The following is a 13,810-nucleotide window of genomic DNA, read 5'->3' as shown; positions in this document are numbered from 1 at the left end:
TGCGCGCGGACGTGGTACACCGGTGGCGATGCCGCCCCGGCCACCCGTCGGCGGCGAGGTGGACGAGCTGCGCCCGCCGGCTCCCCCGGTGGTCCGGCCGCGAGAGACCGCCTCACTCCTCCACCCACACCGACACCGACCCGCCGTCGCACCGGAACTCGCCGAACCCGTCGGCGTTCACCGCCACCGCGTCCGCGACGTGCCCCGTGAGGTCGCGGAACGTCGTCCCCTCCGGCCGGTTCGTCCCCATCCACTTCGTCCCCGCCGGCCCGTCGCTCAGCAGCACCGCCATCGCCTTCGGGTGCTCGGCCGTCCCCAGCCGCACCCACCCGATGCGGTTCCAGTGGTCGAAGTAGTCCACCTGCTCGCCGTGGCCGTACCCCTTCCGCGCCCGCAGGAACACGTCCAACAGCACCCGGTGTGACGGCATCACCACCCGGTGCCGGTTCCCGTCGCGGCCCACGTCCTCGTACGCGGCGCCGTCGAGGTCCGGCAGGAACAGGCACGGGTAGCCGTCGCGGCGCAGGAGGATGCAGGCGTAGGCCAGCGGCACGAACCACGGCTCCACCACCGACTCCAGCGCCTGCAGCGGCTGCGAGTCGTGGTTCGTGACGAACGTCACCGCCTGGAGCGGCCGGTCCTTCACCAGCGACCCGTCGAACAGCCGGCGCATGTCGTAGTTCCCGCCGGCCCGGCTCGCCGCGTGGAAGTTGTAGTGCAGCGGCACGTCGAACGCGGTGAACAGCGGCCCCGCCTCGTCCAGGAACCCGTGCAGCTCGCCGACGTTTCCCGACCAGTACTCGGCGACCGTGAACAGGTCCTTGCCGGCGTGCGCCCGCATGTGCTCCAGCCACGCCGGGAACACCGGCGCCGAGATGTGCTTCACCGCATCGAAGCGGAACCCGTCCACGCCGGTGGTGTCCAGGAACCACCGGCCCCACCGGGTCAGCTCGTCGTTCACCTCCGGCGACTCGAAGTCGAGGTCGGCCCCCATCAGGAACGCGAAGCTGCCGAACTCCAGCGACACCCGGTCGTCCCACTGCTTGCCGTCGAACAGGTACACCGTGGAACGGTCGTCGGGCTGGTTGTGGTCGTAGTCGCTGCCGTCGAAGTGCGTCCAGTTCCAGGCGAACGCGGAGTGCGCCCCGGCCCGGCCGGGGAAGGTGAACGACGTGGCGGCGCGGACTTCGCGCGGCTCGCCCTTCGGGGTGCGGCGGTCGTCCGCGGGGAACGGCGTGGCGCGGACGGGCTCGAAGGCGTCGGCCCCGAGGCGGTGGTTGAGCACGATGTCCGCGTACACCCGCACCCCGGCTGCCTGGATCGCTTTCACCACCGCGAGGTACTGCGTCTTCGTGCCGTACTTCGTGCGGACCGTGCCCTTCTGGTCGAACTCGCCGAGGTCGTACAGGTCGTAGACGCCGTAGCCCACGTCGGCAGTCCCGTTAGCCCCCTTCGACGCCGGCGGCAGCCACACGGCGTCGATCCCGGCGGCGGCGAACTCCCCGGCCCGCGCCGCCAGCTGGTCCCAGAACGTGCCGTCGTCCGGGGAGTACCAGTGGAAGGCCTGCATCATCACGGCGTTGTGTTCGGGCATCGGGGTTCGCATCGGGTGGGGGGAAAACGAACCCACCCCGGGGCGCCCGGCCTCGGGGTGGGGTGGAGAGGAGAACGCCGGCGGGTCGGGGGGTTAGCTGCGGACGACGTCCCGCTGGTTGGTCGCGGCGAGGTAGCCGGCGAGGACGATGACCGCCCCGACGACCGACATCAGCCAGCCCGGCCACATGCGGTTCACGTCGGGCTGGTCGGCCCACGTCGGCCAGATGGCGAGGGAGATTAGCCCGCCGAGCATGGCGCCGGCGATGCCGATGCCGATGGTCAGGGGCACGCCGATCTTCTGCCGCCCGGGGACGAGGGCGCGGGCGACGAAGCCGACGATCAGACCGACGACGAGCCAGCTCAGCAGCGACAGCATGGAAGTTCCTACTTCGTGGTGGGTGTCCGACCTGGAGGCCGTGCACACTCGGAATGCACGTCGCATGCCAGACGCTACCCGGCCGGGTACGACACGGTGCCGGCGAGCAGCGTCATCCCCGCCGGCGTGCCGACGTACTCGAAGCGGTTGAAGTCCAGGAGCTGAGGTCGTCGCACGGCCGCTTCGGTGGCAGCCGTTGCCACGTGCCACGAGCATCATCACGGCCAGGCAACTCCTGCCGCCTGGATCTGCGGCATGGCGATCCGCGACCGCTTCCGCGAACTCCGCCGCGACTGGGCTCGCGATGATAGCTTTCCTTTTCGCTAATGGCTGGAGGTGCGCGGCTTCCCGGTGTTCGGCACGTGCTGGCGGGCTCGAACGTGTAGCCGGTACTCCTGGGTCATCCGGGCGTTGGCGGCCACGTCCCGGTGGCCCTGGGGTGGTGTCCGTCCTGCGGACACCACCCCGGGGGCGCGGGCTCAGCCCCGCAGCTGGCCGCCCGGGTTGCGAGCCTCGGCGGACGTACCCCCGACCCAAAACGGAATGCCGAGTGGGCGGCGAGAGCCGGCCCGCAGCCGACCCCGGCCGGGACCCCGGGGGAGGCCGCGACCGACGAAACCGAGTTCCCGCCGCCCGATGCGAGCGCGCGGGTTTTCCCAGGCAACGGCCGGGTGATTGATCCCGGAACGCGGCATACGCCCTGGTCTACCAACCCATCCCCCTGTGGGGGTGCCCCAAAACTCGGGTCAGTAGTCATCGCGGTCGAGCAAGCCGGTCAGCAGCCCCCGCCCGCGTCCGGGCCGCCCCGCTGCCCATCTACAAGAGGATGGGTCAGGGAATGCCGCCTGCTGCGCCCGGCTCACCGCTCCAACCACTCCGAAGCCTACGTCAAACCCCACCGGGCACGGCCGCGGGCGGGCCACCGGCCCCGTCGGGGCGTGTAGCCTCCCGATGCGACGCCGGCCCCATACGGGCTACGGGGCCGGCCCGCGCGGATTCCGCGGCGACCGCTTGCTGCACGGCCCGGGAGTACAGCACCCGCCGCTGGGCGAGGTGGCTTTTGACGAACTCCTCCCGCCGCCGGTCGGCGATCTCGGCCAGCCGCGCGTCGGCGAGCCGGAGATACCGCCGAACGGTCTCGATGCTGACCCCCCACGCCGGCCCGTGGCCGTCCGGCCACGGGTCGCCGTCGGCGTTCACGAGCGGGTGGATGTCCCACGACTCGGCCCCCTGGAGGCGGAGCCGGAGGACGAACTCAACCCGCCGCTCCATCTCGGCTTTGGTCGTTTTCATGGCGGTCGATGGCGGCGTCGATCCAACGTGCGTGCCAGTCGTGCAGGCCGGGGTCGTGGCAGACCAGAAGCTGCTCGAAGTTCCGGTTGCTTCTGAGGTTAGCCGACCCCTCCAGGCTGAGCCGGTGGGCGGGGCCGTCGAGGGTCACCACCTTGGCGTGGCACCGGGGGGCGGCGGCCCGCCACCCGCGGGCGGCGAACGCGGCGCGGACGGCGGCCCACACGGCGGTGTCGGCGGTGGTGAAGTAGTAGGAGCAGACGAGCGACACCCGGGCGACGGTGCCGGCGTCGGCGAGGCGGGCGATCTCGGCGAGGTTCCGCTTGTTGAGGCTCAGGGTGGCGATGCGGAGGTGGCCGACGGGGCCGACCCGCCCGGCGAGGGCGGCGACCAGGTGCATGAGGTCGTAGCGGCCGTCGAGGAGCAGGTGGACGGCCTCGCCGGGGGCGGGGACGTGGGCGGCGTCCAGGGTGGCCCGGTCGAACATCGCCTGCCGGCGCGCCAGGTTCGCCGCGACGTGGGGCGAGACGAACGGGGCGTCGGTGCCGCCCCCGGCGGCGGTGCCGTCCGCGGCGTCGGCGGGGGGTTTCGCGCGGGCGAACGGCGGCGGGAGGGGGCGGAACATCAGCTCCCCCCGTACCCGCCGCCGGCGGCCTTCGGCTTCCCGCCGGCCCGCTTGCGCGGCGGCCGGGCGGCGCCGGTCGCGCGGGTCGGTCCGGCGGTGCCCTTCGCGCCGGCGGCCGGGTAGGTGACCCCGGGGCGGAACGTGGCGAACCCGTACTTGTTCTTCATGCCGGCGGCTCCCGCGGAGCGGGATGCCCCGCCCACCCGTGTCAGACAGGCGGGGCGACCCCATGTGTATGGTCCCCCGCCGCCGGGGCACCTGCCGAGACGGCCGCTTGACGGCGGCGTGAAGGCGGTGACGGCGACGGCGCACAAGCTGGCGCGGAACATCTACAACCTGATGCGGTACGGGGTGGCGTACATGAGGCGGGAGGAGGCGGCGTACGCCGAGCAGGTCCGCGAGCGGCAGGAGAAGCAGCTGCTCCGCCGGGCGAAGGAGCTGGGCTTCGAGGTGACGCGGGTCGCGCCGCCGGAGGTCGAGCCGTCGCCGGGCGTGGACGTGCCCTCGACCTCCGCGTAGGGGCGAGGGCTCGGGAAGGGAGGTGATCGCTCCAGGACGCCGGCAACGCGACGCTTCGACACGTCTCCCATCGGGACGCCGGGGACGGTGCGCGCCGCACCCCTCACCACGACGCACCCAGGCCGTCAACTCGCCCCTCCGGCACCCCCATCGCCACCGGAAGTTCCTGGAACGGCCGGTCAGTAGATCACGAGCGTCCCGTCCGGCCACGTGCCCGCGCACCACCCGCACGGAAAGTGCCCGGCACGGTAAACCTGGAGCAGCAGTCGGAAGAACTCCGGCCGTCCCGCAATGCGTCGCGTCTCGTACTCTAAGGCCGCTAACCGAACGTCGCTAGCGACCAGGTCGGCAAACACCGGCGTCAATCCGTGCCGCTCACCGAACGGCCGCCACACAGTCTCGTCCAGCCGGGTCAGGACCCGGGCTTTGATCGCCCGCACCATCTCGTTCCAGTCAAAGTCACGTATCCCGCGGTTGCGACGGTCGCGCATGAACGTCGTCAGCCGATCCCGCGCCGCGCCCTTCAGAGCCTCCCAGTCGTCATCGAAGCATGCGAACGCCTCGCCCCAGGAAGTCACTGGGATGACTGGCCACGGCATCACCGCTGTGACTGGCTGGCCGATGTTGCTCAGCCACGGGATGGCATCCAGTTCCGTTGCGAACGCCTCGTCCACTCCAGGTGAGCCCTCCGGTGGCCGAAAGAACTGATGCAAGCCGCGGTGTACCGTGGGGGTAGTCGCCCCCTTCACCCCGAGGAGCGCATCATGACCGGCACCACGATTCTCGCCATCGACCTGGGGAAGTACAAGTGCGTGTCGTGCACCTACGACCGGGTGACGGCCGCCGCCGAGTTCCGCACCATCACGACCAGCCGGGCCGAGGTCGAGCGGCTCATCCGGGGCACGAGCCCGTCGGTCGTCGTGATCGAGGCGTGTACCCTCGCCGGGTGGGTGTCCGACCTGTGCGGCGAGCTCGGCGTCCCGGTGAAGGTCGCCAACACCGCGGCCGAGGCGTGGAAGTACAAGCACACGAAGCGCAAGACGGACCGGGACGACGCCCTCCGGCTGGCCCAGCTGGAGGCGCTCGGCCAGCTCCCCACGGTCGTCGTCCCGGCCAAGCGGGTGCGGGAGTGGCGGGCGCTGATCGCCCACCGGCAGGCGCTGGTCACCCAGCGGGTGGCGGCCCAGAACCGCATCCGGGCGGTCCTCGTCGGCCAGGGGCTGCCGGCCCCGCGCGGGGCGAAGGCGTGGACCGCCGCCGGGCTCGCGGGCATCGCCCAGTTCGCCCGGCCGCTGGCCGAGTGCGAGCCGGACGACCTGTGGCGGGGGCTCCTCGACCTGGCCCTGACGGCCTACCGCCAGGCCGACGAGCTGGTCGCGGTCGCCGAGGCCAAGCTGGACACGATCGGGAAGGCCGACGCCCGCGTCCGGCTGCTCGACACGGTGCCGGGTCTGGGGCCGCGGACGGCCGAGGCGGTGGTGGCCCACCTCGACGACCCGACGCGGTTCCGGAACGGCCGGCAGGTCGGGGCGTACGGCGGGCTCGTCCCGCGGCAGTTCCAGTCGGGCGAGGACGACCGCCGCGGCCGGATCACCAAGCGAGGGCCGGCGGTGCTGCGGAAGCTGCTGGTGCAGTGCGCGTGGTGCATGCTCCGGTACAACCGGTGGGCGCGGGCGGTGTTCGACCGGCTGAGTCGCGGCAAGGCGCGGCGGAAGCAGGCGGTCGTCGCCCTCGCGCGGCGGGTGCTGGTCCGGTGCTGGGCCATGCTCCGGGACAACCAGCCGTGGCGGGCCGACCCCGACCCGGCACCGGCCGCGACGGCCGCCTGACGGCGGCGGCGTGAGCCCTCGGACGTGACGTGAGACCTCGCCCGTGATGGTGGGGGGAGAGCCAACGGGACCCAGTCGCGCCAGCCCGCAGCTTTGTGTACCCGAGGCGGGGTGACCCGCCGGAGTGGTGGCCGAACGAATGGGCGGCGCGGCGGATACCAGTTACTGGGCCGGTCCCTCGGCGCCCCGGCGCGACCCGGACCGCAGCCCGAATAGTCGAGTGCGACCCGACGGCGACCCCCGACCAACTGACGTGGAGAGCCCCCGCGGCCGGCGGGGACGGGGTAGTGTTTGCCTCGCTCGACCCTCAACCGCGGGTCAGCGACCGGAAAGGCAAAAACACCCTGGAAAAACCGGCCCGCTTGAGTTGACAGGACCGCGGCTTCATAGTCAAAAAGCTCAGCTGCCCGGCCCGCCCGTGACAGCTCGATGTCACAGATGCGCTGAGGCGGGCCGAGTCAGCTGCAGCGTAGGGTTCGGCGTCTTGAGCTTGGGTCGTCTACTCACACGGACACCAACAAATCACGCGACCGTCCCGAATAGGGCTCCGACACCGGCAGTGAGAGCCATCGCGAGTGCTCCCCAAAACGGTAATGGTTCACGGCTCGGCACACTTCGCGATCCCAAGAGTATTGCCGACTACACTTACGCGGAGCGTTTCCAACTCGACATCACGCATCGGGAGCTGATTACGGCATTGCAAAAGGGCGACGTTCTCATGCCCCCTGGTTCGGCCTCAGCGCAACTGATGGGCGAACTGACTGTCGCGACTGGCCGGGAAGTTGCGCTCATCCGAATCGGGAACCAGCGCTGGCTCCGCCTCGGTGGAAGGGACGGAGTCGTCGTCGTAGATGCCGATCGGGTGATCGCTCACACGCACCCTTCCGGCGAGCTACGATTCAGCGTCGGCCCGGACAGCGACATGGCCGTCTTCACCAACCCTGACTTGAAACTAACCAAGCAGAAGAGCAGCGTCTTGATCGCGCCCGACGGCACTGCCGTGCGGCTCCCGATCCCAAGATAGCAGCAGCGGAGGACGAAACGTGACGCACGAAGAGATCCGACACGCCCTAGGTTCGGGCTGCTCGGAGGAGGAGCTGAAGGCGATGCGTTGTCCGGTCTGCGAGGGCAATGTGGTCTTCTACGTCCACCCCAAGCGAAGGAGCTGCTTCATTCGCTGCCAACAAGACAATGGCCATATGGCCATGCACGAGGAGAACCCGTTGCCGCCCGACTGGTGGGAGAAGTACGTGACGCAGGGGGGCTGGATGTCATGACGCCAACAGCGACGGCCCAGCTTCACGCCGAACGTGCGCCCGCACCACTTCGGTCAGCCAGGCGAAGGCGTTGCGGCGCTGGCGGCGGCAGGTCTCGATGACCGACAGCAGCCGCTCGACGAACCGGCTACCGGCCGCCGACTGCGTGCCGAAGGAGAGCTTCCGCCAGATGACCGCGTGCCGCAGCGCCCGCTCGGCCGCGTTGTTGGTCGGCTCCACGCCGGCCACGTCCACGAAGGTCCAGAGGCGCGCGCGGTGCTCCCACAGTTCCCGGCAGACGCCGTGCGTCAGTGCGTTGCACCAACCGCGCAGCAAGAGCACCTCCACGGTGTCGCGGATCGGGTGCATGCGGCGTCGGAACTCGGCACGACTCAGCGTTCCGTCGCGCACCCGTTTCCAGAGGGCGAATAGTTCCTTCGTCGGTCGCATCAGGTCGTGGCCGAGCCGCTTCTTGGTGTGGCACGGGTCGCCGATCAGGGCCTGGAAGTCGCGCTTCAAGTGGGCCCAGCACCACTGCAGCCGGCCGAACCGCCAGTACATTTTCGCCCGGTCGCAGTGGATGGTGCCCGCGTAGTCCGCGCCGAGGAGGTCGTCGAGTACCTCGGCCCCGCGGCTGGTGCGGCAGGCAAAGAACGTGAACGTGTCGGCCACGAAGGTCCAGACCCATCCCTTCGACGGGCCTTCCTTGGTCGGTGACTCGTCGATGTGGAGCACGGGTTGTGCGGGCAGCCTCGCGGCGAGGTCGTCGTAGGCCGGTTGCACCGCCTCGGCACACCGGCCCTGCAGCAGGACCATCCAGCCGGCGCTGGCGGGTTGGTTGAGGATCGTACCCAGGAACTGGGCGGCCCGGCGTTTCGACTGGCGGAAGCAGGCCATCAAGACGCCGGCGAACGCGATGAGCCGCGGCCCCGCCTGACCCGTGGGCACGCCCATCGGCAAAGCGCCGCAGGTGGAGACGCCGCACGCGCAGACGAGCCGGTGCCGCCGGTACTCGGTGACGACCGGCTCGATCTCGGGGAGTTCCCAGACCTGGTGGCGGACCGGCTCCGGGTCGGTGCCGGCGAGCGCCCGACCGCACTTGCGGCACGCCGTCGGCACGCACGGGATGACGGCCTGGCAGTCGTCGACGGGGATCAACGCCCGTTCGTGCTTGTCGTGCCCGGGCTGCCCGCCGCGACGCCGCTTGGACCTGGGCTTGGGCACGACCGGTTTGGCGTGTGGGTGAGCCGACGAGGGTGGCAGCGAGGAGTTGGTGGAGTCCTTGTCGAGTCGGGCCTTCAACTCCGCGACTTCGCGCTGGAGTTGGGCGATCTGCCGGGCCTGCCACTGGATCAGGGCCAGGACTTCGGCCGGCAGCGCGGCCAGAACGTCAGCCGAAACAGGCGGGGGTGCATCCATGCCGAGCGGAAGAGTAACCCAAAGGGCGCTCCGAGGCTACCCCGGCCTGTGAACGGTTACCCCAAAACGTGACTCGGATTGCCCCTCTCGTCGCGCTCGCGCCGCCGACGAACGCTGCAAGACCGCCCAGAGTCGCGAGGAATATTATTGAGGCTCCGGCGACCAGGGGAATGAGATACACACCAGGAGCAATCACCACCGCCAATAAGGGTAGCGCCGCGCCAACCGCGAATGTCCCTGCCGAGGCGAGTGCCGCTTGGATGGGCCTCGCAACGAGCAACTCGGAAGTGCCGAGTTCGTCACGGGAATGGGCGGCCAATGCGCCATGGGCCGTGAGTTGCTCGGCGACCTGGTTCGCAAGCGACGGATCGAGGCCGCGCCTGACGTAGATCGCCGTCAGTTCTGCAAGTTCGCCCGATGGATCGGCCGCGAGTTCCTGGCGTTCGCGGGCGAGGTCGGCCTGTTCGGTATCAGCCTGAGAACTGACCGAGACGTATTCACCAGCCGCCATCGACATCGCTCCGGCGACCAATCCGGCTACCCCAGCGACCAAGATGCCTTGGTTGGTCGCCTGTGCAGCTGCTACGCCCAAGATGAGACTCGCCGTCGATACGATGCCGTCGTTCGCACCCATGACGGCCGCACGCAACCAACCAATGCGTTCCGTTCGGTGTCGCTCGCTGTGTGGCATATGGTCTCACGATACCCACGAGCAATGGTGGTCTGCCGCCGCCGCCGAACGAAAGAACTGATGCAAGCCGCGGTGTATCGTGGGGGTAGTCGCCCCCTTCACCCCGAGGAGCGCATCATGACCGGCACCACGATTCTCGCCATCGACCTGGGGAAGTACAAGTGCGTGTCCTGCACCTACGACAAGGTGACGGCCGCCGCCGAGTTCCGCACGATCACCACCTCCCGGGCCGAGGTCGAGCGGCTCATCCGCGCCACCGGCCCGGCGGTGGTCGTCATCGAGGCGTGTACCCTCGCCGGGTGGGTGTCCGACCTGTGCGGCGAGCTCGGCATCCCGTGCAAGGTGGCGAACACCGCGGCCGAGGCGTGGAAGTACAAGCACACCAAGCGGAAGTCCGACCGGGACGACGCCCTCCGCCTCGCCCAACTGGAGGCGCTCGGCCAGCTCCCCACGGTCGTCGTCCCGGCCAAGCGGGTGCGGGAGTGGCGGGCCTTGATCGCCCACCGGCAGGCGCTGGTGGCCCAGCGGGTCGCCGCCCAGAACCGCATCCGGGCGGTGCTCGTCGGCCAGGGTCTGCCGGCCCCGCGCGGGGCCAAGGCGTGGACCGCCGCCGGGCTCGCGGGCATCGCCCAGTTCGCCCGGCCGCTGGCCGAGTGCGAGCCGGACGACCTGTGGCGGGGGCTCCTCGACCTGGCCCTGACGGCCTACCGCCAGGCCGACGAGCTGGTCGCGGTCGCCGAGGCCAAGCTGGACACGATCGGGAAGGCCGACGCCCGCGTCCGGCTGCTCGACACGGTGCCGGGTCTGGGGCCGCGGACGGCCGAGGCGGTGGTGGCCCACCTCGACGACCCGACGCGGTTCCGGAACGGCCGGCAGGTCGGGGCGTACGGCGGGCTCGTCCCGCGGCAGTTCCAGTCGGGCGAGGACGACCGCCGCGGCCGGATCACCAAGCGAGGGCCGGCGGTGCTGCGGAAGCTGCTGGTGCAGTGCGCGTGGTGCATGCTCCGGTACAACCGGTGGGCGCGGGCGGTGTTCGACCGGCTGAGTCGCGGCAAGGCGCGGCGGAAGCAGGCGGTCGTCGCCCTCGCGCGGCGGGTGCTGGTCCGGTGCTGGGCCATGCTCCGGGACAACCAGCCGTGGCGGGCCGACCCCGACCCGGCACCGGCCGCGACGGCCGCCTGACGGCGGCGTCGGTGTGAGACCTCGCCCGTGATGGTGGGGTAGAGCCAACGGGACCAGGCCATTCACGGTGTGAGACTCACGGATTCCGGCTGACTTTCGCCTGACGGGTCTTCTTCCCCTCGTCGAGCAACCGGGCCGTGGAAACATGTGGGCTCTTGTCCTTGATCCGTCGGGTCGCCGTCCTCGTCGGCTTCCGGGGCGGCGCTTTCTTGATCCTCCCAAGGTCGACCTTGCCCGCCCACTCGCGGAGGTGGCCGGCCAACTCCGGGCTGGGCATCGGACCGAACGCCTCCCATTCCGACGCGGGCAGGGCGATCATCATCCCCGCGTACACCATCGCCCACTCCAGCGCCAGGTAATACCCCGACACCTCCTCCTGCACCTTCTTCTCACCATGCACCGCCCGCAGGGCCGCCTTCAGTACGGCCAGCACGTTGTACGCGGCCACCGCCACGCAGAACCCGAACAGCGCGGCCCTGGGGTACCCCAGGGTGTTCACCTCACAGTTCAAGGCGACTGTCAACTCGTGGAAGGCCCCCTCGATCTTCCACCGCTTGAGGTAGATCTCGGCCACCTTCTTGGCCGGCACCTTCGCCGGCAGGTTGGTCAGGATCTCCACCTCCGCGTCCCCGTCCGCGGTCGGCGCCCGCAGCCGCACCCGCACCTGCCGCAGGCGCACCAACCGCGCCCCACCCCAGCAGACCCAGACCCGCCGCTCGCCCACCCAGCCCCGGTCCGTCGCGACCTCGGCCCCGTACCCGGCTTCGGCCTCGACGCTCAGGTTCCCGTGGCGTCGGATGACGACGTAGGCCCGCCGGGCGGCCACCTCACACAGGAACTCCGCCGTGCAGAAGTTGCGGTCCGCGACCCACACGTCCCGCTCCCGCACCAGCGGCACAATCTGGTCGATCAGCGCCCGCTCCTGGGTGTGGGCGTCCTCGCACGGGACGATGTCGGTGACCAGCATCAGGGCCGGGTCGAGCACGACCAAACTCTGCCCGGGCAAGGGGCCGGCGGTGTGCCCCCGGGTGACGCCCAGCCGCCGCTGGGTGGCGGCCAGGTGGTTGCCGTCGAGGACCCGCACCCGGTAGCCCGGCAGCAGGCTCTTGCACCCCCCGCCCAGCGCGGTGATCAGCCCCTCGCACCGGCCCGACACGTGCGCGACCAGCCCCGCGGACACGCCCGTCTCGATGTTCCGGAGCTTGTCGTAGACGCACTTGAGGGTGACCGGGACGCGGTCCCGCAGGTGCCGGTAGGCGGCCTGGACGTGGAGGGCCTTGCCGCCGACCACCAGGGTCATCAGATCGACCGTCGTGGAGAACAGCAACTCCCGGGTGTACCCGCGCTCGGCGGTCCGGTCGAACAGCGCGTCGAGGGCCGAGGCCGAGAGGGCGTGCTCGATGGTCGCCCGGGACATCACGCTGAGCGGGCTCTCCTCTAGGAACCGCTCGAAGACCCCACCGAACAGCATGGGCGCGCCCTCTCCCTGGCTTGGCCAAGTCCCTGCCAGCGGACGGCTTACGACCGGGATGCGTCACCGTGAATGGCCTGGCCAACGGGACCCAGTCGTGCCAGCCCGCAGCTTTGTGTACCCGAAGGCGGCTCTGCCGCCGGAGTGGTGGCCGAACGAATGGGCGGCGCGGCGGATACCAGTTAGTGGGCCGGTCCCTCGGCGCCCGGGCGCGACCCGGACCGCAGCCCGAATAGTCGAGTGCGACCCGACGGCGACCCCCGACCGCCTGACGTGACGAGCCCCGCGGCCGGCGGGGATGGGGTGGTGCTTGCCTCGACGGAACGCGCTGACCGCGGGTCAGCCGTGGGGCGAGCAAAACACCCTGGAAAACCCGGCCCGCTTGAGTTGACAGGACCGCGGCTTCATAGTCATAAAGCTCAGCAGCCGCCGAGCCGCCTGTCACCTGCCGGGTACACGAGCCCGGTTGGAATCGCCAATGAGCTGGCGGTCTGCTGCAGCGACGGGTTCGGCCCCAGCCTCTGCTGTCGCGCCGTCCCCTTCGCAGCTCGCTTGTACTCCGCTACCGCTTGTTCTTGAACGTAGCCGAATCGCTCCCGGACAAGCCATCGTCGAACTCGATGGCAATCTCCGACCCGTCGTCCAGGACCCAGATCGCCTTCCGGTTGGCTCCCGCCCCCTCCCACCGGTCCGGCTCCTGCCCGAAGTACCGCACCACCTCGGCCAGCGGCGTCCGCACTGGCAGCACCTCGTCCATGCGGTTGTATTTCCGCTCGCCCTCCTCCCGGCTGATGGCCTTTTTGACCTGAGAAGCCCCTCCGACGGCGGCAGGTTGACCAGGGGCGGGTGGGACGGCGGCGGGCGGGGCGGCGGGTTCCTTCCGCTTGCAGCCCGCGGAGATCATCGACGCGGAGAGGAGGAGGGCCAGCCACTTCATGGGACGGACCTGACAGGAGGAGGAATGAACTCGCACGACACGGGAGCAGCCGGCTGGATTAGACCGCGCCGCGAGAGGAGCCACAAGCGGCTCCCAGGTGTGACTCGCGTCGGGCGGCGGGTCTTTGGAGTGCCGGACCAGTTCCTGGGCCGGTCCCTCGGCGCTCCGCGCATCTAATGCGCTCCACTGCAAACGCTCCCCGCCGCCGAACAAAAAGCTCAGCAGCCGCGGGGGCCGGGTGAGCTACGGTCACGAATCGCTTATGCCCCCGCGGTCTGCTGCAGCGTGGGGTTCGGCCTGCCGCCACTAGTCAAGCACGAGATAGTCGTCCTCGTCCGTGCCGTCGAGCCGCGTGATGAGCCGGTAGTGGCCGACCGGCCGCAGCCCCCGGAACCACCCGCCCGCCGGGTCGGGGACGTAGAGCCCGAGCCGCGTCTCGACGAATGGGTGACTCAGCTCGCCGTGGTCGAACACCAGCGCGGACCGCTCAAACACCGCCTGCACGTGCTCTTCGGCCAAGCCGTTCAGATCGCCCTCCGCGGCTGCAGCCCGGAGGGACTCGCGACACGACGCCTCGGCCCGACGCCTCAGGTCGTGCCGGTCTGACAAGACACGCATC

Annotated in this window: 16 protein-coding genes; 5 read left to right on the top strand and 11 right to left on the bottom strand. The window is 70.4% G+C overall.

All coding sequences use genetic code 11. From position 1 onward, the window contains the following. Nucleotides 1-112 precede the first annotated feature (112 nt). From ETAA1_RS18740 to ETAA1_RS32125, 5 genes are all read right to left on the bottom strand, one after another. A complete protein-coding gene (locus ETAA1_RS18740) occupies nucleotides 113-1,594 on the bottom strand; it encodes an alpha-amylase (protein ID WP_145241124.1) in 1,482 nt (493 codons plus the stop codon). A gap of 93 nt (nucleotides 1,595-1,687) precedes the next feature. Continuing rightward, entirely contained in the window at nucleotides 1,688-1,972 is a 285-nt protein-coding gene (locus tag ETAA1_RS18735; protein WP_145241122.1) for a GlsB/YeaQ/YmgE family stress response membrane protein, read from the bottom strand. An 888-nt stretch (nucleotides 1,973-2,860) separates the two neighbouring features. Then, complete coding sequence (locus ETAA1_RS18730; protein WP_145241120.1) at nucleotides 2,861-3,265, bottom strand: hypothetical protein; 405 nt, start codon at nucleotides 3,263-3,265, stop codon at nucleotides 2,861-2,863. Continuing rightward, nucleotides 3,228-3,887: a phospholipase D-like domain-containing protein gene (locus tag ETAA1_RS18725; protein ID WP_145241118.1), complete on the bottom strand. Its 660-nt coding sequence runs from the start codon at nucleotides 3,885-3,887 to the stop codon at nucleotides 3,228-3,230. The genes ETAA1_RS18730 and ETAA1_RS18725 overlap by 38 nt, the downstream gene beginning before the upstream one ends. Next, on the bottom strand, nucleotides 3,887-4,054 hold the full coding sequence (locus ETAA1_RS32125) for a hypothetical protein (RefSeq protein ID WP_202920235.1): 168 nt from the start codon (nucleotides 4,052-4,054) through the stop codon (nucleotides 3,887-3,889). Before ETAA1_RS32125 ends, ETAA1_RS18725 begins: the two co-directional genes overlap by 1 nt. A gap of 64 nt (nucleotides 4,055-4,118) precedes the next feature. Between ETAA1_RS32125 and ETAA1_RS18720 the strand changes: the two genes are divergently transcribed. After that, complete coding sequence (locus ETAA1_RS18720) at nucleotides 4,119-4,406, top strand: hypothetical protein (protein WP_145241116.1); 288 nt, start codon at nucleotides 4,119-4,121, stop codon at nucleotides 4,404-4,406. Nucleotides 4,407-4,585: 179 nt separating this feature from the next. Here ETAA1_RS18720 and ETAA1_RS18715 read toward each other — a convergent pair whose 3' ends face one another. Beyond that, nucleotides 4,586-5,080, bottom strand: coding sequence for a hypothetical protein (locus ETAA1_RS18715; RefSeq protein WP_145241114.1), 495 nt, complete (start codon nucleotides 5,078-5,080; stop codon nucleotides 4,586-4,588). A 90-nt stretch (nucleotides 5,081-5,170) separates the two neighbouring features. Here ETAA1_RS18715 and ETAA1_RS18710 point away from each other — a divergent pair, with 90 nt between their 5' ends. The 3 genes from ETAA1_RS18710 to ETAA1_RS18705 all read left to right on the top strand — a co-directional run bounded on the left by ETAA1_RS18710 (nucleotide 5,171) and on the right by ETAA1_RS18705 (nucleotide 7,512). Further along, the gene (locus tag ETAA1_RS18710; RefSeq protein ID WP_145241112.1) at nucleotides 5,171-6,235 is read left to right on the top strand and encodes an IS110 family RNA-guided transposase; all 1,065 of its coding nucleotides are present in this window, start codon (nucleotides 5,171-5,173) and stop codon (nucleotides 6,233-6,235) included. 559 nt (nucleotides 6,236-6,794) lie between these two features. Beyond that, on the top strand, nucleotides 6,795-7,259 hold the full coding sequence (locus tag ETAA1_RS32120) for a hypothetical protein (RefSeq protein ID WP_202920234.1): 465 nt from the start codon (nucleotides 6,795-6,797) through the stop codon (nucleotides 7,257-7,259). Between the two features lie 19 nt (nucleotides 7,260-7,278). Beyond that, the gene (locus tag ETAA1_RS18705) at nucleotides 7,279-7,512 is read left to right on the top strand and encodes a hypothetical protein (protein WP_145241110.1); all 234 of its coding nucleotides are present in this window, start codon (nucleotides 7,279-7,281) and stop codon (nucleotides 7,510-7,512) included. Here the strand turns inward: ETAA1_RS18705 and tnpC are convergent. Both tnpC and ETAA1_RS18695 read right to left on the bottom strand, forming a co-directional pair. Beyond that, a complete protein-coding gene (gene tnpC / locus ETAA1_RS18700; RefSeq protein ID WP_145241108.1) occupies nucleotides 7,507-8,910 on the bottom strand; it encodes an IS66 family transposase in 1,404 nt (467 codons plus the stop codon). The genes ETAA1_RS18705 and tnpC overlap by 6 nt on opposite strands. Continuing rightward, nucleotides 8,882-9,601, bottom strand: a complete 720-nt coding sequence (locus tag ETAA1_RS18695) for a VIT1/CCC1 transporter family protein (RefSeq protein WP_145241106.1) — start codon at nucleotides 9,599-9,601, stop codon at nucleotides 8,882-8,884. Before ETAA1_RS18695 ends, tnpC begins: the two co-directional genes overlap by 29 nt. A 117-nt stretch (nucleotides 9,602-9,718) precedes the next feature. On the opposite strand from ETAA1_RS18695, the gene ETAA1_RS18690 reads away from it, so the two are divergent. Next, nucleotides 9,719-10,783, top strand: a complete 1,065-nt coding sequence (locus ETAA1_RS18690; RefSeq protein WP_145241104.1) for an IS110 family RNA-guided transposase — start codon at nucleotides 9,719-9,721, stop codon at nucleotides 10,781-10,783. Nucleotides 10,784-10,859: 76 nt separating this feature from the next. Here the strand turns inward: ETAA1_RS18690 and ETAA1_RS18685 are convergent, their stop codons facing one another. From ETAA1_RS18685 to ETAA1_RS18675, 3 genes are all read right to left on the bottom strand, one after another. Beyond that, the gene (locus ETAA1_RS18685; RefSeq protein WP_145233609.1) at nucleotides 10,860-12,254 is read right to left on the bottom strand and encodes a transposase; all 1,395 of its coding nucleotides are present in this window, start codon (nucleotides 12,252-12,254) and stop codon (nucleotides 10,860-10,862) included. Between the two features lie 562 nt (nucleotides 12,255-12,816). Then, nucleotides 12,817-13,191, bottom strand: a complete 375-nt coding sequence (locus ETAA1_RS18680; RefSeq protein WP_145241102.1) for a hypothetical protein — start codon at nucleotides 13,189-13,191, stop codon at nucleotides 12,817-12,819. 306 nt (nucleotides 13,192-13,497) lie between these two features. Further along, a complete protein-coding gene (locus ETAA1_RS18675; RefSeq protein WP_145241100.1) occupies nucleotides 13,498-13,710 on the bottom strand; it encodes a hypothetical protein in 213 nt (70 codons plus the stop codon). Nucleotides 13,711-13,810 lie beyond the last annotated feature (100 nt).

Origin of the sequence: Urbifossiella limnaea (genome assembly GCF_007747215.1) — a bacterium.
In the GTDB taxonomy this organism is placed as follows: domain Bacteria; phylum Planctomycetota; class Planctomycetia; order Gemmatales; family Gemmataceae; genus Urbifossiella; species Urbifossiella limnaea.
The sequence above is the reverse complement of the archived record's forward strand: the minus strand, read 5'-3'. Positions and strand labels throughout refer to the sequence as shown.